The 24031-nt window shown below is 65.9% G+C and carries 20 protein-coding genes; 14 read left to right on the top strand and 6 right to left on the bottom strand.

Features of this window, described 5'->3' with window-relative positions; genetic code table 11:
• Nucleotides 1-120: 120 nt before the first annotated feature.
• The gene (locus ASB57_RS19600; RefSeq protein WP_057653737.1) at nucleotides 121-750 is read right to left on the bottom strand and encodes a cysteine dioxygenase family protein; all 630 of its coding nucleotides are present in this window, start codon (nucleotides 748-750) and stop codon (nucleotides 121-123) included.
• 215 nt (nucleotides 751-965) lie between these two features.
• Here ASB57_RS19600 and msrB point away from each other — a divergent pair, with 215 nt between their 5' ends.
• Together msrB and msrA are read left to right on the top strand one after the other, a co-directional pair.
• Entirely contained in the window at nucleotides 966-1412 is a 447-nt protein-coding gene (gene msrB / locus ASB57_RS19595; RefSeq protein ID WP_057653736.1) for a peptide-methionine (R)-S-oxide reductase MsrB, read from the top strand.
• A complete protein-coding gene (gene msrA, locus ASB57_RS19590; RefSeq protein WP_057653735.1) occupies nucleotides 1409-1897 on the top strand; it encodes a peptide-methionine (S)-S-oxide reductase MsrA in 489 nt (162 codons plus the stop codon). The genes msrB and msrA overlap by 4 nt, the downstream gene beginning before the upstream one ends.
• Nucleotides 1898-2065: 168 nt before the next feature.
• On the opposite strand, the gene ASB57_RS19585 is transcribed toward msrA, so the two are convergent.
• Nucleotides 2066-2842: a class I SAM-dependent methyltransferase gene (locus ASB57_RS19585; RefSeq protein WP_057653734.1), complete on the bottom strand. Its 777-nt coding sequence runs from the start codon at nucleotides 2840-2842 to the stop codon at nucleotides 2066-2068.
• A gap of 155 nt (nucleotides 2843-2997) precedes the next feature.
• Here ASB57_RS19585 and ASB57_RS19580 point away from each other — a divergent pair, with 155 nt between their 5' ends.
• Nucleotides 2998-3909, top strand: coding sequence for a LysR family transcriptional regulator (locus ASB57_RS19580; RefSeq protein ID WP_057653733.1), 912 nt, complete (start codon nucleotides 2998-3000; stop codon nucleotides 3907-3909).
• A 74-nt stretch (nucleotides 3910-3983) separates the two neighbouring features.
• Entirely contained in the window at nucleotides 3984-5564 is a 1581-nt protein-coding gene (locus tag ASB57_RS19575) for a tetratricopeptide repeat protein (RefSeq protein ID WP_057653732.1), read from the top strand.
• Between the two features lie 60 nt (nucleotides 5565-5624).
• Here the strand turns inward: ASB57_RS19575 and ASB57_RS19570 are convergent, their stop codons facing one another.
• The 3 genes from ASB57_RS19570 to ASB57_RS19560 all read right to left on the bottom strand — a co-directional run bounded on the left by ASB57_RS19570 (nucleotide 5625) and on the right by ASB57_RS19560 (nucleotide 11186).
• Nucleotides 5625-7247 (bottom strand): helix-turn-helix domain-containing protein, encoded by a 1623-nt coding sequence (locus tag ASB57_RS19570; protein ID WP_057653731.1) that lies wholly within the window; start codon nucleotides 7245-7247, stop codon nucleotides 5625-5627.
• 122 nt (nucleotides 7248-7369) lie between these two features.
• Nucleotides 7370-9997: a hypothetical protein gene (locus ASB57_RS19565; RefSeq protein WP_082621722.1), complete on the bottom strand. Its 2628-nt coding sequence runs from the start codon at nucleotides 9995-9997 to the stop codon at nucleotides 7370-7372.
• Complete coding sequence (locus ASB57_RS19560; protein ID WP_057656281.1) at nucleotides 9966-11186, bottom strand: DUF3142 domain-containing protein; 1221 nt, start codon at nucleotides 11184-11186, stop codon at nucleotides 9966-9968. Before ASB57_RS19560 ends, ASB57_RS19565 begins: the two co-directional genes overlap by 32 nt.
• A gap of 405 nt (nucleotides 11187-11591) precedes the next feature.
• On the opposite strand from ASB57_RS19560, the gene ASB57_RS19555 reads away from it, so the two are divergent.
• The 4 genes from ASB57_RS19555 to ASB57_RS19540 all read left to right on the top strand — a co-directional run bounded on the left by ASB57_RS19555 (nucleotide 11592) and on the right by ASB57_RS19540 (nucleotide 16353).
• A complete protein-coding gene (locus tag ASB57_RS19555) occupies nucleotides 11592-12578 on the top strand; it encodes a DUF3829 domain-containing protein (protein ID WP_231755193.1) in 987 nt (328 codons plus the stop codon).
• Nucleotides 12579-12810: 232 nt separating this feature from the next.
• Nucleotides 12811-13044, top strand: coding sequence for a hypothetical protein (locus tag ASB57_RS19550; RefSeq protein WP_057653730.1), 234 nt, complete (start codon nucleotides 12811-12813; stop codon nucleotides 13042-13044).
• Nucleotides 13045-13076: 32 nt separating this feature from the next.
• On the top strand, nucleotides 13077-15287 hold the full coding sequence (locus tag ASB57_RS19545; RefSeq protein WP_057653729.1) for a phosphocholine-specific phospholipase C: 2211 nt from the start codon (nucleotides 13077-13079) through the stop codon (nucleotides 15285-15287).
• Between the two features lie 238 nt (nucleotides 15288-15525).
• Complete coding sequence (locus ASB57_RS19540) at nucleotides 15526-16353, top strand: DeoR/GlpR family DNA-binding transcription regulator (RefSeq protein ID WP_255361985.1); 828 nt, start codon at nucleotides 15526-15528, stop codon at nucleotides 16351-16353.
• Nucleotides 16354-16526: 173 nt separating this feature from the next.
• Here the strand turns inward: ASB57_RS19540 and argC are convergent, their stop codons facing one another.
• The gene (gene argC / locus ASB57_RS19535) at nucleotides 16527-17459 is read right to left on the bottom strand and encodes an N-acetyl-gamma-glutamyl-phosphate reductase (protein ID WP_057653727.1); all 933 of its coding nucleotides are present in this window, start codon (nucleotides 17457-17459) and stop codon (nucleotides 16527-16529) included.
• 386 nt (nucleotides 17460-17845) lie between these two features.
• On the opposite strand from argC, the gene ASB57_RS19530 reads away from it, so the two are divergent.
• Genes ASB57_RS19530 through ASB57_RS19505 form a run of 6 tightly spaced genes read left to right on the top strand, consistent with a single transcriptional unit; the run spans nucleotide 17846 to nucleotide 23997 of the window.
• Nucleotides 17846-18493: a CDP-alcohol phosphatidyltransferase family protein gene (locus tag ASB57_RS19530; protein ID WP_057653726.1), complete on the top strand. Its 648-nt coding sequence runs from the start codon at nucleotides 17846-17848 to the stop codon at nucleotides 18491-18493.
• On the top strand, nucleotides 18490-19452 hold the full coding sequence (locus ASB57_RS19525; protein WP_057653725.1) for a phosphatidate cytidylyltransferase: 963 nt from the start codon (nucleotides 18490-18492) through the stop codon (nucleotides 19450-19452). The genes ASB57_RS19530 and ASB57_RS19525 overlap by 4 nt, the downstream gene beginning before the upstream one ends.
• A gap of 13 nt (nucleotides 19453-19465) precedes the next feature.
• Entirely contained in the window at nucleotides 19466-20203 is a 738-nt protein-coding gene (locus ASB57_RS19520) for a 1-acyl-sn-glycerol-3-phosphate acyltransferase (protein WP_057653724.1), read from the top strand.
• The gene (locus tag ASB57_RS19515; RefSeq protein WP_057653723.1) at nucleotides 20200-22032 is read left to right on the top strand and encodes a bifunctional alpha/beta hydrolase/class I SAM-dependent methyltransferase; all 1833 of its coding nucleotides are present in this window, start codon (nucleotides 20200-20202) and stop codon (nucleotides 22030-22032) included. The genes ASB57_RS19520 and ASB57_RS19515 overlap by 4 nt, the downstream gene beginning before the upstream one ends.
• Nucleotides 22019-23500, top strand: a complete 1482-nt coding sequence (locus tag ASB57_RS19510) for a phosphatase PAP2/dual specificity phosphatase family protein (protein WP_082621721.1) — start codon at nucleotides 22019-22021, stop codon at nucleotides 23498-23500. Before ASB57_RS19515 ends, ASB57_RS19510 begins: the two co-directional genes overlap by 14 nt.
• The gene (locus ASB57_RS19505; protein WP_057653722.1) at nucleotides 23497-23997 is read left to right on the top strand and encodes a hypothetical protein; all 501 of its coding nucleotides are present in this window, start codon (nucleotides 23497-23499) and stop codon (nucleotides 23995-23997) included. Before ASB57_RS19510 ends, ASB57_RS19505 begins: the two co-directional genes overlap by 4 nt.
• Nucleotides 23998-24031: the final 34 nt, after the last annotated feature.

Here is a 24031-nt window from a genome sequence, read left to right as displayed (position 1 = left end):
CCCCGCAAGCGGGGCCATTTGGTACATGCATGCGAGGGGATGGCCCCTCAGGTCAACCCTGACGGGTTGCCCGGTCCCCCAGGGGGACGCTTTTTGACTTGGGGCGGCCCGGCGTCAAAATCAGCCGCCGGCCGCCACGCTCTCTTTCATCTTCGACTTGTTGTAGTTGACGATGCGGCCGGTGTCCGGCTCGACCCCGATGCGGCCGCTCAGCGTTTCCAGCGGCTGGCCATAGAGGTGGAAATGCAGGGTCGGCGCCGTGCCGGTGACGTGGATGCTGTGCAGATCATCCGGCAGGAAGGCGATGGGCGCGCCCGGCCGCACGATCTGTTCGCGCGCCAGGGCCAGCTTGGCGAATTCCGGGTCGCTGCCATCGTCCGTCCGCTCATAGACCCGGTTCAGCTCGTCGCCCGCGATGGCGACTATCACCGCCCAGGTGGTGTGATTGTGCGGCACCGACGTCTTGCCCGGATTGATGGAATTCAGATACAGCGCGATGTCGTCATCACCGTCGTCCGGATTCAGGCGGTAGCGCGTCGACTCGCCCTTGCCGCCGGCGGGCGGCGGGAATTCGCTGGTGTCGAACAGCTCGCGGGCCTGCGCCAGGCGCTCCAGACGGGCACTGATGTCGGCCAGCAGTTCTCGGCTCAGCGGTTTGCCGGACAGCAGTTGGCGGATATCGCCCAGCGTGTCTTGCACGCGTTGGCGGCGCTCGGCCGTCACGGCGGCGGATGGGGACGGATTGCTCATGTGGGGGGCTCCTTTCGTCTTTCGTTATAGCTATACGTGGGCGATACGCCAGATAACCCCACGGTGCGTCCGGATGAAAGAGACAAAGGCACGCGGCTCGGCGTATCGTCAGTGCGTCAACAATACGCCAAAACCCGCCGAGCGGTATGTTTCCACTTGAATTCGGCGGGCCGCCCCCCATCTAGGCGGCTCTCCCAGGCGACCAGGAGCACAGAATGGCCTACCATAAAGACCCCGACGCCATTGCGCGGCTGACCCCCGAGCAATATCGCGTTACCCAGCAGAACGGCACCGAACGTCCCGACACTGGGGAATATCTGCACACCAAGGAAGCCGGCTTGTACGTGGACATCGTGTCCGGCGAGCCCTTGTTCGCGTCCGCGGACAAGTTCGATTCGCACTGCGGCTGGCCCAGCTTCACCAAGCCCATCGAGCCCGCCAACGTCGCTGAACTGCGCGATGTCACGCACGGCATGATCCGTACCGAAGTGCGCTCGGCGCATGGCGACAGCCATCTGGGCCACGTCTTTCCGGACGGCCCGCGTGACCGCGGCGGCCTGCGCTACTGCATCAACTCGGCGTCGTTGCGTTTCATCCCGCGCGCGCAAATGGAAGCCGAAGGCTACGGCGCTTATGTGGATCAAGTGGAGGACGTGAAATGAGTCAGGAACGCGCGGTACTCGCGGGCGGTTGCTTCTGGGGCATGCAAGACCTGATCCGTCGCTACGACGGCGTCATCAGCACGCGTGTCGGTTATAGCGGCGGCGACGTGGACAACGCCACCTACCGCAATCACGGCACGCATGCCGAGGCCATCGAGATCATTTTCGATCCGGCGAAGATCAGCTTTCGCAAGATCCTGGAATTCTTCTTCCAGATCCATGATCCGACCACGCCCAATCGGCAGGGCAATGACATGGGCACCAGCTACCGTTCCGCCATCTTCTATGTCGATGAAGAGCAGAAGCGGGTCGCTGAGCAGACCATCGCGGATGTGAATGCGTCGGGCTTGTGGCCTGGAAAGGTGGTGACCGAGCTGGCGCCCGTTGGGCCGTTCTGGGAAGCGGAACCTGAGCATCAGGACTATCTGGAGCGCATTCCCAACGGCTACACCTGCCACTTCATCCGCCCAAACTGGAAGTTATGACCCCCCCCTACCGCGCGGAGCGCGGCCCCCCAGGGGGCGGCACTGGCGGACCGGAGGAAGGACCCACCCCGAGGCGCTACGCGCCTCCCCCTCAAGGGGGCGGCACTGGCGGACCGGCAAAGCCGGCTCCGCTGTGCCCGCGATAAGCGACGCTTCGCGTCGCTTTTTTTATTGCTTGCGCGCGATCCAGAGGGTCCAGCGGTCCTGTTCAGTGATGGTCCCGGCGCGGCCGGTACGGTCGCCGATGTGTGCGATCAGGACCTGTAGTTCGTCGTCGCTCAGTTCGTGCAGGATGGACCGGCCCGTGCGCGCGGCAAGATCCTGCGCCAGGTCGTCGAAGCGCGCGTAGGTCTTGCGGGTCTCCCACAGCGTCACGCTTTCGACAGCCGTGAAGCCGGCTCGCGCCAACGCGGCGCGAACGTTGCCGTCGACCGGACGGCGGCCGGCCTCCACCGCGGTCAGGCGCGGAAAGCAGTCGAAGAAATAACCCCGGATATGTTCCGGCGAACCGGGGACGGCGACATCTTCGGGCGTGCGATCCTGGATCAGCACGGTGCCGCCCGCCGCCAGCAGGCGATACGCTTCCGCAAAGCACTCGTCGTAGTTTTTCAAATGATGGATGAGCGCCCGCTCGAACACGACATCGGCGCTGCCATCCGCCAGGCCAGTGGCCTGCGCCGTTCCCACCTGGAAGGAAACGTGGGCACGCCCCGCGGCTTTTTCACTGGCAGCGGCAACCATCTGCGCGGAGAAATCGATGCCGACCACGCTGCGCGCGCCCAGGTCGTCCCAGGCCTGCGTGTAAATACCGCCGCCGCAACCTACATCCACCACCCGCTTGTCGCGCGGCGCCACGGCTGCCACGATGGCGCGCGCCCAGCCTTCATCCGCCGTGCGCGTGGCGTAGGTGTATTTGTTCTCTTGCGAGTGGAAATCGATGCTCATGACGCGGTTCCAAGGTATGGCCGTCGGCAAGTTCCACGGCAGTGCAGGTGTCACCGAAGGACTTTGCCAAATCGAAGAAGCACCATCTTAGGACTGGCCATTTGATATGTAAAATATATGAAACCTACCTCAAGCAGACTCAAGAAATATCCTGAATGGAATTGCGCCACCTTCGCTATTTCATCGCCGTCGCCGAAGAAGAGCACATGACGCGCGCGGCCGAGCGCCTGGGCATGCAGCAGCCCCCGCTCAGCCAGCAGATCCGCGACCTGGAACGTGAACTGGGTGTGCAGTTGTTCGACCGCACGCCACGCAGCGTTCGCCTGAATACGGCGGGACGCGTCTTTCTTGAAGACGCGCGCGCGCTGCTGGCAGGCGCCGAACGCGCCGCCGTGCGCGTGCAACAGGTGACGCGCGGCCAGATCGGCCGCATCGCGGTCGGCTACACCAGCTCCGCTTCATTGCATCCACGGGTACCCCAGCTGATCCGGGCGTTTCATGCGCGCCATCCCATGATCGCCCTCGACTCGCAGGAGAACACCACCCGCGATCTGCTGGAAGCGGTGGCCGGCGAGGCGCTGGACGCGGTCTTCGTACGCGCATCCGCCAAGCGCTATCCGGCTTTGTCCTCGTTGGTGCTGGACCAGGAAGAGATGGTGATCGCGCTGCCGATCGAACACCCCCTGGCCCGCAAGCGCGGCGCACTGGCGCTGGCGGACCTGGCGGCCGAGCCCTTCATCCTTTATCGGCGTGAAGACGGCCCCGGCGTGCAGGACGAGTTGCTCGCAGCATGCGCGCAAGCCGGCTTCGCACCGCGCGTGGTGGCCGACGTGCCGCGCCTGCTGTCGGCGATCACGCTGGTCGCGTCGGGACGCGGCGTTACTCTGCTGCCGCGTTCCCTGGAAATGCTGCATCGGGAAAGCGTCAGGTATCGGGCCCTGGATGTCGCGTCTGCGTTCACCATTCCGCTTACGCTGGTCTATCGCGAACCCGCCGCGGAGACGCCGCTGGCGCGGTTCGTGGAAGCGGCGCGGGCGAGGCCAGGCGACCGGATCAGGCTGGATTAGAATGGCGGGTTGCCCGTGGCCGCCATCGCGCCAACGGGCGCAGCTCGATCAGATTTATTCGTAAGGAAGTGGACATGGCCGCGGCCGAATCCAGCAAAGACATCCTGGCGCGCGCCGCCCAAGCATTCCAGGCCGGGGACTTTCCCACGGCCGTCGACCTGCTCACGCCCGCGGCGTCAGCGCATCCCGAAGATGCCGATCTGGCCGCCGCCCTGGCGTATGGCTTGAGCCGTGTCGGCTCGCTGACCCTGGCTGCGGAGCAGTTCGAACGGGCCATCGCCCTGCGCCCCAAGGACACTGCCCTGCTGCGCGACGCTGGCGCGGTACACCTGCGCAATGGCCACCTGGACACCGCGCTGGAGCGTTTTCGTGCAGCCTACCGCCAGTCCAACAACGACCTGTCCCTGCTCGGCAGCATCGTCGAAGTGCTGCTGCGCCTGCAACGCGGCAGCGAAGCATTGACGCTGGTCGACGGTACGCTGGCGCTGGCGCCGCGCGCGGCCGCGCTGCATTACATGCAAGGCGTGGTGCTGGGGGGATTGGGGCGCCAGCAGGAAGAGCGGCAGGCCTATGAGAACGCCATCAAGCTGGATCCCCGGCTGGTCGACGCGCACACCAACCTGGGCGTGCTGGCGCGCGACCAGCATCGCTTCGACGATGCCTTGCGCCACTTCAAGCATGCCCTGGCCATCGATTCCGAACACGCCGGCGCGCGCACCAACCGCGCGCAGACCAACCTGCTGCTGGGCCAGTTCACGCACGGCTGGCGCGACTATGAGTGGCGCTGGCGCGATGGCCGCCAGGCCATGCCTTACGCCGGCTCGCCGTGGCTGGGCGAGGGCAAGCTGACCGGCCAGACCCTGCTGGTGCATGCCGAACAAGGATTGGGGGATACCATCCAGTTCAGCCGTTATGTGCCGGCGCTGATTCCTTTGGCTGGCAAGGTGATCCTGCGGGTGCAGGCATCGTTGGCGGCCTTGCTGCGCGCGAATCTGACGGGTGTCACCGTCATCGGTGACGACGAGCAGACACCGGCTTTCGATCGCCATGTGCCGCTGCTCAGCCTGCCGCTGGCCTTGTCGAAGCAACGCGTCGAGCCCTGGCCGCTGGGCCAGCCATTGCGCGCAGATGAGGCCTTGAAGAAGGAGTGGGCAGCATTGCTGCCGACGCACAGCGCGGGTTCGATGCCGCGCATCGGCCTGGCGTGGTCGGGCAATGCCGCGCATCCCGACGATCGCAATCGTTCGATTGCCTTCGCCGAGCTGGCTCCGCTGCTGCAGGCGCCGTGTGAATTCGTGTGCGTGCAGAAGGACATCCGTCCCGCCGACCTGGCTGCCATCGCGCAATGGCGTTCGGTAGCGGGCCATGAGAACCTTCACGTTCCCAACGATGCGCTGCGCGACTTCTCGGAAAGCGCCGCGCTGATGGCGAACCTGGATCGCGTCATCACCGTCGACACGGCCTCCGCCCATCTGGCCGGCGCCCTGGGCATTCCCACCGACCTGCTGCTGCCGGCCATGCCCGACTGGCGCTGGCAGCTGAATCGCACCGACACGCCCTGGTATCCGTCGGTCACCCTGCACCGCAAGGCAGCAGGAGACACATGGGCCAAGGTACTGCAGGGATTGCGTGAGCGCCTGCAAACGGCTGGCTGACAGCTGCGATCTCGCTGAGGCTTGGCGCCCAGGCCCCTGGTCACGCCAGTAACGGCCTGATCAAGCGTAAGCCTGCCGCGCCTGCACCAGCAAAGGCGGCACGATGTCCGCCCCATAGTGCTGTTCGAAATGCCCGACGATGCCCTTGAGCATGTTGTGCCGATGTTCGGGCGCGCGGAAATGGCGGGCGTAGGCCATGTGGGCGTAGCGCAGCATGCGCTGCGCGGTGCCACGGTCGATGATCTGCAGGGTCTGCTGCAGGTCCGGCGGCAGCGGCGCGGGCGGCGGTGGCGCCATGAACAGGCCGATCTGCATGCGGGTCAGCGGCTTGGCCACGTAGAGTTCGGCGCAGGCGGCGTCAAGCCGGCCCCGATCATCGCTCGCCAAGAGCGCGACGCACTTCATCACCATCAGGCTGATGCGGAATTCGGAACCCACTTCAGCCAGGCGGATGCCTTCGTCATAGAGCCGCAGCGCTTCCTCGAAACGGCCGGCCGCCATGCGCATCGGCGCCAGCGTGCCGAACGCCGCGGCGAAGGCGGTGCTGCGTTCGAACGCATCCTGCGCCAGTTGCTCAGCCAGCGCGGTATGGTCACGTTCGACGAAGAACAGCAGGCGCGCCACGCTCAGCACCAGCAGCGGATTGTCCTGTACACGCGGCAAGGCGCGCAGCGCCAGGGTCTCGATGCGGGCTTCGATGTCCAACCATTCGCCATGCGTCGCCGTGCCCTCAAGGATCAGGCGGGTGAAGAGCGCCAGGCCCTCCATCACGTCCAGCATCGGGTCGTCCGGCGTTAACGCGCGCGCCTGGGCGATGCGCTGCTCGCTCTCGCGCCAGCTGTCGGGCGAAGCCGCCAGCATCAGGGCGGTTTCGTGCATGCGCAATTCCAGCGGCTTTTCCGAGGGCACATGCAGGCCGGGCAGCGGCACGCCATGTTTCCACATGGCGGCCAGCACCTGATGCGCCACCTGGCGCAGCATCGGCGAATGGCTGTCGGCCGGGCCGGGTACCGTGGTGCGAAACGTCTGCACGACATGCCGGGAGGGGCGATGGTGCAGAACCAGGGCCACATGCAGGCGGGTGGGCTGGCGGCTGGTGTCGATGTGGCAGCTGACTTCCAGCGAGTAACGGGCGGCTGCCAATGCAGTGTCGCACTCGGCTTGCGAGCAGGTGACAGGGACGCTGGGCACGGCATGGTCGAGGCCGCCGGCCGCGCGTATGGCGACGCCCAGGATGGCCGGCAGGTCCGCGGCGATGGAGTCCGGGGCGATGCCGTGCACGGGGCCGATCATCAAGCCGACCGGCGCCTGTGCGGCCTGCGTCGCCGTGGCGCCGGCTACCCCGGCATCGACGGTCGACGCCGCGCCGGCGGTGTTCCCGCTCGCGGTGGCGACCCAGTAATAGCCTTCGCCGTACTGCGTGGCGATATAGCGCGGCGCGCGCGCTGCATCGCCCAGTTTGCCGCGCAGGCGGTTCACCACGAAATCGATATTGCGGTCAGCGGGATCCGCGCCGTCTTCGGCCAGCAGGTCGAGCAGCGCGGCGCGGGTGACCAGATGCGGAGCACGCTCGACCAGACGCCGTAACACCGCGCGCTCTTTCCGTGTGAAACGCAGCGCGCTGCCATCGTCGTGCCGGGCGGACAGCCAATCCGCCGCGAAGGTGAGTTCGTTGTAGCGCATCCGTGTCGGGCAGGCCCTGCGGCAGGAGGAAAGCGTCCGCTGTTGCCTGTTGTTTTATCTTGAGGGCAATTTTGACGAATTTGCTACTTCGATCAAACACTTATCAAGTTTTGATACAAGATTTATTGCTGTTTGTTCCTCGCGATGGTCCGGATGCGACGGCGGCGCAGCAATGTAACGGCGGCTGCGACAAGCGCCAGGGCCGCCACCGCGGCGCTGGCGGCTTCGGCGGGGTGGCGCTTTACCTTGCGCCAGGCCTGGACGTAGGGGAAGCGCGCGGCGGCCTCGAAATCCGGCGCCGGGCAGGCGCGGCCGAAGCTGGCGGCGAAGGGCACCGCGGCGCCGTTCTTGATGTACTGCATATAGATGGCGCTGGCCCGCTTCGGGTCATCGTCGATGATGTAGCGCGCCGCGCTGCAAAGCGTGGCGGCGTAGGCCTGCGACCGCGCGGGGAGCGCGGCGGCCGCCGCCACCGCATGATCGGCGGCGATCTCCCGGTAGTGGAAGCGCGCGTAAGGCTTGGCCTCCGTGGCGGCGTAGCGCTGCCGTTCGTCATCCGTGATGTAGGGACCGGCGAGTTCGCGCGTGTCGCGGCCCGCCCCGTACGTATAACCCCCGTCGTACACAGCGAAATCGGGATCCTGCTCGTAAGCCAGCAGGTCCATGCCCTGTTTGCGCGCGATCCCCGCCGCGCGATACAGCGCCTGGGCGCGCGTGACGTCGCGCCAGGCGCCGTGGGCATCGCTCAAGGCCGTGTCGTAGTCGGTCGCGGCCTGACGCGCCAGCCGCGGCGTCACCACCAGCTGGTTGTCGGCCCAGTTGACGCTCATGAAGCGGGCGTCACTATCGGGCGGGAAATACGCCAGGGCCTGTTTGCGCGCGCCGTCGCGCATCAGGCGCCGCGCCAGCAACTGGCGCAATCGATCGGCCACGGTTACCGGGTGTTGATAGAGCCAGTCGCTTTGCGCGGTCGCGTCCATTTTGCTCAGATCGACGGCGGGCACGGGCGAGGCGGGCACATGAGTGTCCACATAGTTGCGCAGCTCTTCGGTGGTAAGCACCCGTTCGGCCACATAGGCCAGGTCGTTCCAGTACTGGCCCATCAAGGGGGCGTCTTCCAGCGGCGTGCCGGGCTGCGCCATCGTCGAGGCCTGATATAGCTGGTTGAGGGCCTCGACATACTGCCCGCGCGCCAGCGACAACACCCCTCGCTCGCCGCTCAGGCGCGCCCGCGCGGAGGTTTCCAGGCTGTCGTCGCGCTGTAAGGCCTGGACCGCCTGCGCATAGGCTTGTGCCGCGGCCGCCGTGTCGCCCTGGCGGGTGGCCAGCTTGGCGCGTACCCACCACGCCAGCGGTGTCTGCAAGCGGTTGGCGAGCGTCCCGGCCAGGTCGTAACGGCCGACACGGTAGGCCAGGGCGGCGACGCGGTCGGCGCCATCCCGACCGTCGAGGTCGAGCGTGGCCAGGGCCTGGGTCAAGGCCGTCAACATCGGATTGGGCGTGATGCGCTTGTTGCCCACGCCTGCATCGGCCAGGCCGTGTTGGCCGTTGATGTCGTCGACGGCGAACACGTCATTCGCGCTGTCCGGCTTGCCGTCGACGATGTCGCCCAGGCGGGCGAGGGCGTAGGCGACCAGCAGCCGTCGCGCGACGGAATCGTCGATCAGGCTGCGCACCCGATCAGGTGAGCTCAAGGCCCAATCGGCCAGGGTGCTCAGCGACTGCAGGCCGCTGTTCGATCCTTGCGCCGCCTGCTCGGCGTAAAGATGGATGGCGTGCTTCAGCGCGGCCGGCGCAAGGTCGTCGGCGCAAGGGGCCTGGTTGCTGATATCCGCATAGCCGCACGTGCCGTCAGGGCCTGCCAGATAGAGCAGGGCCTGCTGGCCGTAGCTGGCCACGGCCAGTCCCTGGCTGTCGTCCGCACCCGTGCGGGCCAGCGCGCGGACCCGCTCGTAGGCGCGCGCGACGTCCTCGCGCCAGGCGTTTTCGGCGGCGCGCTCGGTGAGCACATGGCCGGAAGGCGAACGAGGATCGGCGTCGGCGTCCGCGGCGGGCGCCGCTGCGTCGCCAGGCGCACCCGCGGCGGGTTCGCGCGCCACGCCAGGGGGACCATACGCGCCCGCCACGGACTGCCCGCTGACCGGCTCGACATAGCCCTGCGCCTGCAGCTCCGCCAACATATAGGCGGCCCACACCGCGCGCGGCGCGCCTTCCTGGACGGGCAGATCGAGCACCTTTTTGAAACGGCCGCCGGCACGCCTGGCCACGACGTTGGGATCCTTGGCGGGATCCTTGCTGGCTTCATCGCCGCCCGTTTGCGCCAGCCGGTAGTCCACCGCGCCCGCCGTATAAAGCCGCAAGGCGGCTTGCAAACCGTCGCCCGCCGCATAAGCGGCATCTCCGTCGGCACTGCGGCGCATCGCCTTGAGGCGGCCCTTCAGGTCCGCGCTCAGCGCCTTATCGGCATCGTCGGGTATCCGGTCCCGCGCCGGGTCGTAGTAGTCGTCTTCCTGAACGTGGAACTTGTCCTTGGTGCTGACCAGATGACTCACTTCATACGCGAAGGAGTTGGTCGGCGTGGCGTTCAGCGCGGTGCCGCGGTCGTCCAGCAACTGCGCCGGAAAATCCGGTCCGCAGGCGATGACCAGCGTGCCGCCCGCGAGAACGGACAGCAATAGCGTGAAACCCAGCTTGCGGGCCAGAGGCCGGCGCGCGCGGTCAGGGGTTGAGGGTGAGACGGGGTTGTGCATCGTTGCAGCGTAGCCAGCCGATGTTGCGTTGAAAGTGGGCGCGCAGCAGTCCGTCATGGGTGCTGCGCAAATAGAGTCCGGTGCTGTCGCGTTCCAGGGTGTAGCCATTGATGCCATCGGCCGCGGTGCAGTCGCCGGCGATGCGGATGATGCCGGGCAGCGGGGCGTCGCTGTTGCCGCGGTTGGCCAACAGCAGGTCGCGCGTGGTCTGGCCCGCCGCCGCGTCGGAGTTCGTCAGGGTCAACGTGAGTTCGGGCCGCAAGGCTTGCTGCGTCAGCACCGCGCGCCACGTTGCCAGGCTCCAGGCGCGCTGGTCCTGGTCGGTCGGCAGGCGGAACCAGACCAGGCCGGCCAGGCCGGCTGGCCGGTGTTGCCGCAACTGGGCGCTGAAGGCGGCCAGAACGGCGGGCTGGGCGACCAGCTCGGCGTCGCGGGGCATCGATGTCAGGGTCGGGCGCTCGCTTTCCACGGTGACGATGCGGCCCGCGTCGTCCCAGGCCACGCGCGTGCCGTAGCTGGGCAGCGCCACGCGCCATGGCCGTTGCGTACGGCGCGCATAGTCGTCGACCCAGGCCTCGGCGCGCCGCGGGTTGAACAAGCCCAGCGCGGGATCCAGCACGGCATGGACTTGCAGAATCGAGCTGTCGGGAATGGCCAGCAAGGCATCGAGGTCGGGACTGTGCAGCCAGGTGGGCAGGGCGGTGATGGCCAGCGGCAACCCGGGCAGCGCGCCTGACTGCTGCCCCTGGCGCAAACGGCGCAACAGCGCCGCATAGGCAGGCAGGCGCGCCGTGGCGCAGTCATAGTCGACCTCGATGCCGGCCAGGCGGACGCCGGCGGCGCGCCACGTGTTCAGCCGTTCATTCAGGCGCGCCTGGATCGTGTCGGCGTCCAGCCTGTCGACGCGGCCGTCCAGGCGCAGCACCAGCACGACCGGCTTGCGCAACGCGGCCAGCGCCGCGTAATCCGGCGCGGTGTCGGCCCAGCGGCCGGCAGCATCCAGTTCCGCGCCCAGCACGTGCCACGTCGCCACGATGTCGTCATTGGCGCGCAGTGCCTGTACCAATGCCGGTGTCCATGCCCGCTGCCAGATGTAGGCATCGTTGGGCAGGGGCGTGACATCACGATGGCAGGCGGCCAGCGGCAGGACGAGCAGTAGCAGAACGCACAGCTGGTAAAGGCGCGGCATGAAAGGAAGGAAGGGTACCCGGTGCAACAAGCGGGGAATTCTATCTTGCGATGCGCGCCGCGACCTACGCCGGAGTCATCTGCTTACAGGGCTTGAGACAAGACTTGGCCCCCCGAGCGGGCGTCTGGATACTCGGCGCGGCAGAGAAACAAGATGCAACTTAGTGCGGGGGAGTGTAGTTTTTACACATCCGTAAAACTTCCGAGTCATCTCGTTATATTTGAATGGATATAACGCTTTGAGCTCGCAATGGCGGGTGTTTACAGCCAAAACGAAGAAAAACCGGCGAAGTAGCGTTTTGTCGCGGCCGGCGGATTTTTGACCGATTTGCTTACTTTAGCGATTTGTCAGCTATGTATCATCCGCCTCGTTACAAATCCCTTTTACGGAATTGCCGAGGAATCCATGATGTTTTCGTTGCACCGAACCTTCCGCCAAGCCCTCGTCCTGGGCTTAGTCTGCATGCTGGCGGCCTGCGGTGACGACAAGCCCAAGGCTGAGGATTCCGCCCAGTCGGCCAAGGCGCAGGCCGCCTCGGCCGAGCAGGCCCAGATCTTGAAATTCAACCAGTACGTCGATACGGCGAACGGCCTGGGCGACTCTTTCAGCGAAGTGCTGGAGCGCTACACCAAGTACAACGTCAAGGCGGTCGAGGCCAAGGGTCCGATCAAGAACTTCACCATCCAGAACGACATCTACGTCGACCGCACCAAGGCCGGCCTGGAAAAAGCCCTGGCCATGCAGCCGGCGATGCCGGCCCTGGACGGACCGGCCAAGCCCTTCGCCGAGGCGCTGGGCAAGTTGTCGCCGCTCAGCCATGACCTGCAGAACTACAGCGAGTCCAAGGGCTACCTGGCCGACGACGGCGCCAAGGCGCGCGAACTCAACGCTGCCTACGTGGCCGCGCTGACGGAAGTGGTCAAGCAGGAAGACGCATTCTTCTCCGGTTTGTCGGAGCAGGACCTGCAGAACACCAAGACGGCTTTCGAAAGCGCCAAGAAGGACAGCGCCGCTTACTACCGCATCGGCCTGGTCTACTGGGGCAAGGCCGCGCAGGCCCAGGCCGGCACGTTCATGGCGGGCGAAGGCCTGGGTGAGCATGTGCAAGGCTTCAAGGATGCGGTCAACCTGGTCAATGACATGGGCCAGGGTTACGACAAGAAAGTGCGCGAACAGAACCAGAAGGGCTGCCCCAGCCTGATGATGCAGGTCAACGCGTATGTCGGCGTGGGTCGCACGGTGGTCAAGCGTACGGAAGACGGTTTCTATGTCAAAGAGGCCAAGGACCGTTCCCCTTACATGCAACACATGTCGAGCGAGCGTGACGATATCCGCACGCTGCGTCAGAACTTCAACAACGTCGTCAATGCCTTGAATATTCAGACCTGCTAGGTCCTGCCTTAGAGAGAGGCCGCAGTCAGCGTGGGATGGGCCCCAACGCTGCTGGACCGCAAAGGGTGCGCACGTAAAAGTGCGTGCCCTTTGTTTTTTGCGCGTCACTCCTGATTTCAAACTTCTGGCTCCCTGTCATGGCGATGTCATCGCCAGCGCCGATCATCCGCATGCAGATTTTGGTAGTTGTGCAATTTTGTGCAAATTATCCGACCCTCCTTTGGAGCCATGCATGACCGATAGTTCTTTCGACCGGCAGCCCGGCGCGCGCCTGTCATCCGTCGTACGCGCGCTGTGCGCCGCGTGCGCCGTGGCACTGATGCTCAGTGCCTGTGGCGGCGATCACGACGATGACAACAAGAGCGGCGGCGATACCACCACGCCGACCAATCCCAGCAATCCGAACAATCCCTCCGAGCCCGGCAGCCCGACGACACCCGACCCGGTGTTGCACTGCGCGCCCTGATCCCGTTCACGCTCTCACACATCGCATTCGACATGATCGACAATTCCAAACGAGATTTCCTGCGCAAGAGCGCAGGCGTGACCGCGGCCGGCGCCGCGCTGAACCTGTTCCCGCCGAGCATCCGCCGCGCCCTGGCGATTCCGGCGAACAATCGCACCGGCACCATCAAGGACGTCGAGCACGTGGTCATCCTGATGCAGGAGAACCGCTCCTTCGACAACTATTTCGGCACGCTGGCCGGCGTGCGCGGCTTCGGTGACCGCTTCACCATTCCCCTGCCCAGCGGCTTCAACGTCTTCCAGCAGCTCGACAGCAGCGGCAAGCCGGTGCTGCCTTATCACCTGGACCAGGCGGCGGGCAACGCCCAGCGCGTCGGCGGCACGCCGCACAGCTGGACCGATGCGCGCGACGCCTGGGACAAGGGCCGCATGTATCAGTGGCCGAGGTACAAGAACCAGAAGTCGATGGGGTATTTCGCCGAAGCGGAAGTGCCTTTCCAGATGGCCTTGGCCAATGCCTTCACGGTCTGTGACGGCTATTTCTGCTCGCTGCACGGCGGCACCAACACCAACCGCATGTTCCACATGACCGGTACCAATGGCGCCACGGCCACGGGCGAGGTGGTGGTGAACAACGTGTTCGACGGCCTGAACAGCACCGACTCGCTGGTCAACGGTTTCGACTGGACCACCTATCCGGAACGGCTGGAAGCCGCCGGTGTGTCGTGGATCGTCTACCAGAACATGCCGGACAACTTTACCGACAACCCCCTGTTCGGGTTCAAGAACTACCGCAACGCCAACCTGGCGTCGGGCAAGCCGGTCTATCACGACCAGGCCGCCGGGACCAGCCCCGCGTATGACCCGTCGACCGACAACGCCGGGAATCCGCTGTACAAGGGCATTGCCAACACCATGCCCGACGGTGGCCTGCTGGGCACGTTCAAGCAGGACATCCTGGACGGCAAGCTGCCGCAGGTGTCTTGGATCATGGCGCCGGAAACCTATTCGGAGCATCCTGGCCCGTCGAGCCCGGTGCAGGGCGCGTGGTACGTGCAGGAAGTGCTGGACGCGCTTACCGCCAATCCGGATGTGTGGTCGAAGACCGTGCTGTTGATCAACTTCGACGAGAACGACGGCTTCTTCGACCATGTGCCGCCGCCTTGCGCGCCGTCGATCGAACTGGGCACCGGCACGTCCCATGGCAAGTCGACGCTGAGCACGGCCGACATGTCCTATGAGTACTACACGCATCCCACCGTGGCGGGCACCAGCATGCCCGCGCAGGACGCCGATTGCTACGGCCCCGGTCCGCGCGTGCCCATGTGGGTGATTTCGCCGTGGAGCCGCGGCGGCTGGGTCAACTCGCAGCAGTTCGACCACACCTCCGTGCTGCGTTTCCTGGAAGCGCGCTTCGGCATCGCCGAAACCAATATCAGCCCGTATCGCCGCGCGGTGTTCGGCGATCTGACCACGGCCTTCAACTTCGCCACGCCCAATGACGAAGCCCTGCAGACGCTGGCCGGCCGCAAGACGCAGACGGAAGCCGATACCTTGCGCACGGCGCAGGAAGCCTTGGCCGCCGTCGCCTTGCCCAGCCCGCAGAAGCTGCCGAACCAGGTCCTGGGCACGCGTCCCTCGCGCGCCTTGCCTTACGAGCTGCATACCAGCGCCCGTACCGACGCGACGGCGGGTACCGTGCAATTGATCTTCGCCAACACGGGCACCCAGGCCGCCGTCTTCCATGTGTACGACCGCCTGCACCTGGACCGCATTCCGCAGCGTTACGTGGTGGAAGCGGGCAAGCAGCTGGACGACACCTGGAACGTCTGGTCGGATAACGGCGGCGCCTACGATCTGTGGGTGTTGGGCCCGAACGGCTACCACCGTGCGTTTGTCGGTGACCTGAGCGTCGAGCGCGACACGTCGGTGCCGGTTCCGGAGGTGCGGGTTTGCTATGACGTCGCCAACGGCAACGTCTACCTGACCCTGATGAACCGGGGTGCGGGAACGGCCACCTTCAACGTGCGGGCCAAGGCCTATCGCAGCGATGGTCCCTGGAACGCGACCGTTGCCGCTGGTGCCAGCCAGGACATCCATTGGGACCTGAGCGACAGCAGCGCCTGGTACGACTTCGTCGTGACCTGCCCCAGCCAGCCCACGTGGTCCCGCCGCTTCGCGGGCCGGGTGGAAACCGGCAAGCATGGGATCAGCGATCCGGCGATGGGAGAGGGCGACTTCTAAGCCCGCGCGGTTTGTGGTGGGGGGAATACCCCCTCCGGCCCCCCTTATTGCATCCCGTGCTTCCCCACGGATAACGCGTGGCGTAATAATGGGGGCTTCCATCAATCCATCAACCTTACTTAAGAACTCAAAACCAAGCGGGGGCACAGCGGAGCCGGCTTTGCCGGTCTGCCAGTGCCGCCCCCCTTGAGGGGGAGGCGCGTAGCGCCTGGGGGAGGGGCTTCCCTCCGGTCCGCCAGTGCCGCCCCCTGGGGGGGCCGCGCTCCGCGCGGTAGGGGGGGACCCACCTTTGCTTCAAGAAGAAAGAGTATTAAGGATCAAGTCGCTGCTTGATGAATACGCTCGCATGAGCACCGACCAGATGGCTCAGGCCCTGGCGGTATCGCGCGAGACGGTTCGGCGCGACATCCTGGCCCTGGAAGCGCAAGGCGTGTTGCGGCGCGTGCATGGCGGCGTGGTTGCCACCAGCGGACGCCTGGAGCCGCCTTTCGTCGAACGCCAGCGCCTGCATGCGCGCGAGAAGCGCGCCATTGCCCAGGCCGTGCTGCCCTTGCTGGCGCCCGGGCAGACCTTGTTTCTCGACGCGGGCAGCACCACCGGCATGCTGGCCGAAGTGCTGACCGCGGTGCCGGACCTGACCGTGATCACCAATTCCGTCATGATCGCCATGAAGCTGGCGTCAGCGGCCCCGCCCGGACGCGGTGCCTGCACGGTGATCCTGCTGGGCGGCCGTCCCTACGCCGATGTGCAGGCGACCTATGGCGCCGCCACCGTCAACGAAATCGCGCGCCATCATGCCGATATCGCCGTGCTGTCGCCCGTGGGGCTGACCGCCGAACAGGGCGCGAGCAACTACGAGCATCACGAAGCGGCCGTGGCGGAAGCGATGGTGCGCCAGTCCAAGCGTCTTTTCATCATGGCCGATTACAGCAAGGTCGGCGTCGCCAGCCGCGTCACGTACGCCCCGGCCGCCGAGATCGACGTGGTGATCAGCAATCGCAAGAATGGTGACGAACGCGAGTGGCGGAATCTGCGCAAGGCGGATGTGAAGCTGGTTCTGGTTTGAGCCTGGCGGCCTTAAGGGCAAGCCCGGCATAAAAAAACCGCCGTGCGCGAGCAGGGCGGTTTTTTTTTTGACGCCGGGCCGCCCCAAGTCAAAAGCGTCCCCTTGGGGGACCGGGCAACCCGTCAGGGTTGGCCTGAGGGGCCTTTTCTTGAACGCTCGCTCGCGGCTGGCGGTCAGCCCTTGAGCATCAGGTCCATATTCTGCACGGCGGCGCCGGAAGCGCCCTTGCCCAGGTTGTCGAGCAAGGCCACCAGGTTGACCTGGCCCTGGCCCGGCGTGCCGAACACGAACAGCTTCATGGTGTCCTGGCCGGCCAGTTCGACGGCATTGACCCGGTCCAGCTTCTGGCTTTCGGCCAGCGGCACGACGGTGACGATGTCCTGGCCGGCGTAGTGCGCCGTCAGGCAGGCGTGGATGCTTTCCAGCGTGGCGCCGGCGGCCAGTTGGTCCAGGACCAGCGGCACCTGCACGATCATGCCTTGCGGGAACTTGCCGACCGACGGCGAGAAGATCGGGGTACGCGGCAGCAGGCCATGCATCTTCATTTCCGGCGCGTGCTTGTGCTTGAGCGGCAGGCCGTAGAGGAAATGGGGCGAATCGATGGCCTCGGGATGATCGGGCACTTCCATCTGGGCAATCAGCTGCTTGCCGCCGCCGGTATAGCCAGACACCGCGTTGACGGTGACCGGATAGGCGTCGGGGATGATGCCCGCGGCGCGCAGCGGACGAATCAGGCTGACGGCGCCGGTGGGGTAGCAACCCGGATTGGAGACGTAGCGGGCGGCGGCGATCTTGGCGCCCTGGCCCTTGTCCAGTTCGGCGAAGCCATAGGCCCAGTCGGGATCCACGCGGTAGGCGGTGGAGGTGTCGATGATCCGGACTTTGTCGTTGCCGGCGAGCATGGCGACCGCCTCGCGCGAAGCGGCGTCGGGCAGGCACAGGATGGCGATGTCGGCGCTGTTCAGCAGGTCCTCGCGCATGGCGGGGTTGCGGCGCTCGGCTTCCGGGATGGACAGCAGATCCACGTCACGGCGGCCGGCCATGCGGGTGCGGATTTGCAGTCCCGTGGTGCCGTGTTCGCCATCGATGAAGATCTTCGGTGCCATATCGCTACGCTCTCTTTAGGTGAAAAGGATTCGGAATCTGTATTTATAACGTCTATGCGTTGCGAGTGTAGGCGTGGGGGGCGTTTTTTTCGGCCACTGGGCCAGTGGGGGGCGGAATCGTCTCCATTTCCATACAGAGCTTTCCTCTTTGGGGGCTCCGCCCCCAAGGCCCCCCGAGAGTCGCCCGCCGGGCCGGGCAGGCACGCCCGCGGTACGGGGGCTTTGGGGGCGGAGTCCCCAAAATAAAAAACCCTCTCTCCGTAATGAAGACACTCTCCGCTAATAAATTGCTTACATATTTCTGGTCATGCGTAAGCGCTTTATAGGGACGCATGACGAGCGCCAGGATAGAATCGCCGCATTCCAGCACGCTCCGGGGGGAGTGCATGGCCAGCATTTACGATTTGAAGCCCAAGTTCCAGCAACTCCTGGACTGGCCCACACGCAAACTGTATGGCGCCGGTGTGACGGCGAACCAGGTCACGCTCGTGGCGGCGGTATGTTCCGTGGCGCTGGGCGCCACGCTGGCCGTGCTGCTGGCAATACAGGCTGGCGGGGGTGCACCGGTAGGCCTGTTCTGGCTGGCCCTGCCCATTTTCCTGTTCATCCGTATGGCATTGAATGCCATCGACGGCATGCTGGCCCGGCGCTATCACATGCAAAGCGCCCTTGGCGCCTTGCTGAACGAAGCCGGCGACGTGGTCTCCGACGCCGCGCTTTATCTGCCCTTCGCCCTGCTGCCAGGCATCAACGGCGGCTGGGTCGTGACCCTGGTGCTGCTGTCCGCCCTCAGCGAAATGGTGGGCGTGCTGGGCCAGACCGTGGGTGGCGGCCGCCGCTACGACGGCCCCCTGGGCAAAAGCGATCGCGCTTTCCTGTTCGGCGTGCTCGGCCTGCTGCTGGCCCTGGACATACCTTACCTGCCCTGGTTCACGGCCGTCATGATCCTCGCCAATGTATTGCTGGTGCTGACCACCTGGAACCGCGGCCGCCAGGCCCTGCGCGCGGCCAGCACATCGGAGACCCAGCCATGAACGCCTGGTTCTCCGACTTTCTCCCGGCTGCCCAGTTACCCCTTTACTACGCTTTCGGCGGGGTACTGGTGCTGCTGATCATCGCCAGCGTGGTCTCGATCACCTTGAAGCGGACCCGGCCCGCCAGGAACTACACCGAGTTGCGCCAGCGCGTGCGCACCTGGTGGTGGATCGCCGCCATCTTCGGGCTGGCGCTGTGCCTGCATCCCAAGGGCGCCATCATCCTCATGGCCCTGGTCAGCTTCCTGGCGTTCAAGGAATACCTGTCGCTGCTGGCCACGCGCCGCGCCGACCACGTCGTGCTGCTGTGGGCCTATGTGGCCATTCCCCTGCAGTATTGGTGGGTCTGGCAGAACTGGTACGGCATGTTCATCATCTTCATCCCGGTCTACCTGTTCCTGTTCCTGCCCATGCGCATGGTGATGGTGGGGGATACGCGCGGCTTCCTGCAGTCGGCCGGCACCCTGCATTGGGGCATGATGACCACGGTGTTCAGCCTCAGTCATATCGCCTTCCTGGTCAACCTGCCGGATCTGCATGGCCCGCGTCCATTGACCGGCGGCATGTATGTGTTCTACCTGCTGCTGTTGACGCAGTTGAACGACGTGGCGCAATACATCTGGGGCAAGTGCATCGGCCGGCACAAGGTGATTCCCAAGGTCAGCCCCAACAAGACGGTGGAAGGCCTGATCGGCGGCGTGCTGACCACGACGTTGCTGGCCTGGCTGCTGGCCCCCTGGTTCACGCCTTTCTCGCAATTGGAAGCGGTGCTGGTGGGCCTGTTGATCGGCGTGGCGGGCTTCATCGGCGACGTGGTGATGTCGGCCGTCAAGCGCGACATCGGCGTCAAGGACGCGAGCAGCATGCTGCCCGGACACGGCGGCATCCTGGATCGTCTCGATTCGCTGACCTATACCGCCCCCTTGTTTTTCCACGTGCTGTACTTCCTGCACTATTGAAGGGACCGCGACGATGACGCGCTGGCAAAGATTCCTGCGCATGGCCTTCGCCGCCCTGGTGGCGCGTCCGGTGGTGCGCCTGTGGCTGGGCGTGAACGTGCGTCACCAGGAGCGCCTGCCTTTGCGCGGACCCGCCATCGTGGCCGCCAATCACAACAGCCACCTGGACATCTGCACCCTGCTGTCCCTGTTCCCGCTGGCGCGCGTGCCCGACGTGCAGCCGGCCGCGGCCGCGGATTACTTCATGAAAGGGGGCCCGCTGACCTGGATCGCGCGCAACCTGATCGGCATCGTGCCGGTGGTGCGTGGCGGCGTGCGGCCGGCCAAAACCGGCAATGGCAGCAGCAGCGGCAACGGCGCCAGCGAGCGGCGGGATCCGCTGGAAGGCTGCTACAAGGCCCTGGAGCAGGGCGGCATCCTGATCATCTTTCCCGAGGGCACGCGCGGCGAGCCCGACCGCATGCAGGCTTTGAAGTCCGGCATCGCCCATCTGGCGCGCCGGTTTCCCGATGTGCCGGTGGTGCCCTTGTACATGCACGGCCTGGGCAAGGCCATGCCCAAGGGCAGCTTCGTCCCCTTGCCGGTCTTTGTCGATATCTTCGTCGGCCACGCGCTGTCCTGGCGTGACGACGGGCGCGACGACAAGGCCGTCTTCATGCAGACGCTCAGCGACTGTTTCGCCAGCCTCAGGCTGAAAGCCCGTCCCACGCGCGCTGATGCGCATGACGACGTCGACCAGGAGAACGCATGACCGCTCGCGTCCTAACCGAACATACTTTCGCCAGCCACGACGGCGCGGCCCTGTTCTATCGCCATTGGGCCCCCGTCGCGACCACCGGGGAACCGGGCTTCGCTCAGGCTCCGTCGGACACGCCACCCGCCTTGTCGGAGCGGCCACGCGCCATCGTGCTGTTCCACCGCGGCCATGAACATGGCGGCCGTATGATGCACGTGGCCGATGAACTGAATCTGCCGGATCACCATGTGTTCGCCTGGGACGCCCGCGGGCTGGGACGTTCGCCGGGCGAGCGCGGTTATGCGGAAAACTTCGGCGTGCTGGTGCAGGACGTCGACACGTTCATCCGCCACATCTCCCGCGATTACGGCATCGCGGTCGAGGACATCGCGGTGGTCGCGCAAAGCGTGGGCGCGGTGGTGGTGGCAACATGGGTACACGATTACGCGCCCGCGATCCGCTGCATGGTGCTGGCGTCACCCGCTTTCGACGTCAAGCTGTATGTGCCGCTGGCGCGCCCCGGCCTGGCCTTGATGCAGAAGGTGCGCGGCAAGTTCTTCGTCAATTCCTACGTCAAGGCGCGGTACCTGACGCACGATCCCGAGCGCATCACGTCCTATATGGCGGATCCGCTGATCACCCGGCCGATCGCGGTCAACATTTTGCTGGGCCTCTATGAGGCGGCGGACCGCGTCGTCGCCGACGCGGCGGCCATCCACACGCCGACGCAACTGCTGATCTCCGGCGCGGACTGGGTGGTGCGCCACAAGCCGCAATTCGATTTCCTGGAACGCCTGTCCTCGCCGATCAAGGAATCGCAGGTCTTCCCCGGCTTCTTCCATGACACGCTGGGCGAGCAGGACCGCCATCTGCCCATCGCCGCGGCGCGCGCCTTCATCCTGCGCTGCGAAGCCGCGCCGCCGGCCCTGCGCCAGGCCCAGCCCGCGCTGCTGGCGGCCGACCAGGAAGGGCCCACGCGGCGCGAGTTCGACGCCCTGCAACTGCCGCCGGACAGCATGGCCGCACGCGCATGGTGGGCCGTCGGCCGCATGGGTATCCAGACGGGGGCGATGCTGTCAGAAGGGATGCGCCTGGGCGTGGACACCGGCTTCGACTCGGGCTCCACCCTGGATTACGTCTACCGCGACAAACCGGCGGGACGCGGTCCGCTGGCATGGCTGGGCAGCCATGCCGACAAGGCCTATCTGAACAGCATCGGCTGGCGCGGCATCCGCGTGCGCAAGGCCAGCCTGCTGACCCTGATCAATCGCGCCGTGGACCAGCTGGCGGCGGCCGGCACGCCGGTACGCGTGGTGGACATCGCGGCGGGGCATGGCCGCTATGTCCTGGAAGCGTTGGCCGCGCGCAAGGCGCAGGTGCAGCGCATCCTGCTGCGCGACTACAGCCCCCTGAATGTCGAGGGGGGCGGCCGTTTGATCGAGTCCCTTGGCCTGGCGGATATCGCCACTTTCGAACAGGGCGATGCTTTCGACCAGGCCAGCTTGGCCGCCCTCGATCCGGCGCCGACACTGGCGGTGGTCTCGGGCCTGTACGAACTGTTTCCGCGCAACGAAGGTATCCGCGCCTCCCTGGCGGGTCTGGCCAGCGCGATGGCGGATGGCACCGTGCTGCTCTATACCAACCAGCCCTGGCATCCGCAGCTGGAGATGATCGCCCGTACCTTGACCAGCCATCGGGCCGACATGCCCTGGGTCATGCGCCGGCGCTCGCAGGCCGAGATGGATGCCTTGGTGGCGGCGGCGGGTTTCCGCAAGGTGGAACAGCTGACCGATCCCTGGGGCATCTTCACCGTATCCATGGCGGTGCGAGATGGCGCTGCCTGACCTGGCGCCGACGGCCGCCGCTGAACGGCGGCCGATCTGGCCGGCGGTGTTGTGGCTGGTGTTCCTGGGGCCGTTCTTTTTCCTGAGCTACGGCTACGCCAATCACTACAGCAGCGCGCTGCCGCATGTGGGCAGCTTCGTCTACGACTGGGAGCAGGGCCTGCCGTTCTGGCCGTGGACGATCCTGCCCTATATGTCCATCGACCTGTTTTATGCGGCGTCGCTGTTCCTCTGCACCAGCCGCGCGGAGCTGCGGACGCATGCCGCGCGCCTGTTCGCGGCCACGGTGGTGTCGGTGGTCTGCTTCCTGGTGTTCCCGCTGCGCTTTTCCTATACCCGGCCGGCGACGAGCGGTTTCAACGGCTGGTTGTTCGACCTGCTGACGGGATTCGACCTGCCGTTCAATCAGGCGCCTTCGCTGCATATCAGTCTGTTGATGATCCTGTGGACCTGCTATGCGCGCCATTTGCGCGGGGCGTGGCGGTGGACGATGCACGCCTGGTTCACGCTGATCGGCGTTTCCGTGCTGACGACGTACCAGCACCATTTCATCGATGTCTGGACAGGCGCGGCGGTGGGCGTTCTCTGCCTTTATCTATTGCCCGGCGCGCCGTGGACCTTGCGGTTCGGGCGTGCGGCCGCCGCGGCGTCGCCCGATGCGCAGGCGCCGACGCCGAAGGCGTCACACGTGTCTTCGATGGACAGCGATGTGGCGCGCCACCGGCAGCTGGCGCGGCGCTATGCGCTGGGCTGCGTGGCGTTTCTGCTGCTGGCGCTGGTGGCCTTGCAGATGAACTGGGTGACCGTGACGTTGCTGCTTTGCTGGCCGGCGTTCGCCCTGGCCATGGTGGCGCTGGCGTATCGGGGGCAGGGCGAGCGGGTCTTCCAGAAGCAGGATGGCCGGATGCGCTGGCCGGCGCGCTGGGCCCTGGGGACTTATCTGCTGGCGGCATGGATTTCTTCGCGGCTTTATACACGCCGCGTGGCGCCTTACGTCGAGGTCTATCCCGGCGTGTGGATAGGCCGGGCACCCTCAGCGGGTGATTTGCGCCGTGGCGGCTTTACCGCCGTCGTCGATCTTGCGGCGGAATTCCCGGCGCGGCCGGCCGCCCTGCGGCTGGATTATGCGCAGGTCTCGATGCTGGATCTGGTCTTTCCCACTGAAGCGCAACTGTCCGCGGCCGCCGGGGCTATCGTCGCTGCTCGCCAGCGTGCGGAAGCCACGGTTCAAAAGGCCGGTGGGGACGTGAGCGGGCGGGGCGGCGTCCCCGCGAGCAGTGGCCGTCTGCTGATTCATTGCGCGCTGGGCTACTCGCGCAGCGCGCTGGCCGTAGCGGCCTGGCGCGCCCGTCAGGGCGAGGATCCGGAAAGTGTTCTTGCACATTTGCGCGCGCATCGCGCCATCGTCGTCGCGCCGGCCTGGGTGCAGGCGCTGCGCTCGATGATCCCCAAGGGAGCGGCGGAATGAAACGGCGCCAGGCACTTCCCGATGAGAACGCCTTGCGCCATTCGGACACCGGACAGGTATTGCTGGCGGTGCTCGCCCAAGGACGCCACGCGGCCCGGATGTCCTTGCTGCTGATCGTCGCCGCCATCGTGCTGCTGGCGGCGGCTGTACTGCGCACGCCGCTGGACGCGGATTGGTCCGCAGGATGGCGCAATGCGCCGGCCGCCGCCTTGTGGCTGAGTGTGCTGATTGGAATGGTGCAGCGTTACTACGCACTGCGCGTCAGGCTGGATGTCCAGCTGTTCGCCCAACTATATGCGCGCCCGGCCGTCGACGACCAGGACCTGAACCGGCTCGATGCGGGTCTGGCGCTGCTGGGTGCGCCGTCCACGGACGCAGCCCCGCGCGGCCTGCGCGACCGCTGGACCGGCGCCTTGCGTCTGCTCGGCCGCCAACTGATGTGCTGCGGCCTGCAGACGGTCTGCCTGCTGGCCGCGGGGGGCCTCGCCTGGTTGTAATGGCGTCATTCGGCGCGCGCCGTGTCGTCCAAAA

Source organism: Bordetella sp. N (genome assembly GCF_001433395.1).
GTDB lineage: Bacteria > Pseudomonadota > Gammaproteobacteria > Burkholderiales > Burkholderiaceae_B > Bordetella_C.
The sequence above is the reverse complement of the archived record's forward strand: the minus strand, read 5'-3'. Positions and strand labels throughout refer to the sequence as shown.

What these genes read in the sequence shown, in the direction of transcription:
- ASB57_RS19575 (WP_057653732.1), top strand. Translation starts at nt 3,984, where the DNA reads ATGGCCGCGGCCGAATCCAGCAAAGACATCCTGGCGCGCGCCGCCCAA.
- ASB57_RS19565 (WP_082621722.1), bottom strand. Translation starts at nt 9,997, where the DNA reads ATGCACAACCCCGTCTCACCCTCAACCCCTGACCGCGCGCGCCGGCCT.
- ASB57_RS19515 (WP_057653723.1), top strand. Translation starts at nt 20,200, where the DNA reads ATGACCGCTCGCGTCCTAACCGAACATACTTTCGCCAGCCACGACGGC.
- ASB57_RS19585 (WP_057653734.1), bottom strand. Translation starts at nt 2,842, where the DNA reads ATGAGCATCGATTTCCACTCGCAAGAGAACAAATACACCTACGCCACG.
- msrB (WP_057653736.1), top strand. Translation starts at nt 966, where the DNA reads ATGGCCTACCATAAAGACCCCGACGCCATTGCGCGGCTGACCCCCGAG.
- ASB57_RS19525 (WP_057653725.1), top strand. Translation starts at nt 18,490, where the DNA reads ATGAACGCCTGGTTCTCCGACTTTCTCCCGGCTGCCCAGTTACCCCTT.
- msrA (WP_057653735.1), top strand. Translation starts at nt 1,409, where the DNA reads ATGAGTCAGGAACGCGCGGTACTCGCGGGCGGTTGCTTCTGGGGCATG.
- ASB57_RS19600 (WP_057653737.1), bottom strand. Translation starts at nt 750, where the DNA reads ATGAGCAATCCGTCCCCATCCGCCGCCGTGACGGCCGAGCGCCGCCAA.
- ASB57_RS19580 (WP_057653733.1), top strand. Translation starts at nt 2,998, where the DNA reads ATGGAATTGCGCCACCTTCGCTATTTCATCGCCGTCGCCGAAGAAGAG.
- ASB57_RS19520 (WP_057653724.1), top strand. Translation starts at nt 19,466, where the DNA reads ATGACGCGCTGGCAAAGATTCCTGCGCATGGCCTTCGCCGCCCTGGTG.
- ASB57_RS19545 (WP_057653729.1), top strand. Translation starts at nt 13,077, where the DNA reads ATGATCGACAATTCCAAACGAGATTTCCTGCGCAAGAGCGCAGGCGTG.
- ASB57_RS19560 (WP_057656281.1), bottom strand. Translation starts at nt 11,186, where the DNA reads ATGCCGCGCCTTTACCAGCTGTGCGTTCTGCTACTGCTCGTCCTGCCG.
- ASB57_RS19570 (WP_057653731.1), bottom strand. Translation starts at nt 7,247, where the DNA reads ATGCGCTACAACGAACTCACCTTCGCGGCGGATTGGCTGTCCGCCCGG.
- argC (WP_057653727.1), bottom strand. Translation starts at nt 17,459, where the DNA reads ATGGCACCGAAGATCTTCATCGATGGCGAACACGGCACCACGGGACTG.
- ASB57_RS19550 (WP_057653730.1), top strand. Translation starts at nt 12,811, where the DNA reads ATGACCGATAGTTCTTTCGACCGGCAGCCCGGCGCGCGCCTGTCATCC.
- ASB57_RS19505 (WP_057653722.1), top strand. Translation starts at nt 23,497, where the DNA reads ATGAAACGGCGCCAGGCACTTCCCGATGAGAACGCCTTGCGCCATTCG.
- ASB57_RS19510 (WP_082621721.1), top strand. Translation starts at nt 22,019, where the DNA reads ATGGCGCTGCCTGACCTGGCGCCGACGGCCGCCGCTGAACGGCGGCCG.
- ASB57_RS19555 (WP_231755193.1), top strand. Translation starts at nt 11,592, where the DNA reads ATGATGTTTTCGTTGCACCGAACCTTCCGCCAAGCCCTCGTCCTGGGC.
- ASB57_RS19530 (WP_057653726.1), top strand. Translation starts at nt 17,846, where the DNA reads ATGGCCAGCATTTACGATTTGAAGCCCAAGTTCCAGCAACTCCTGGAC.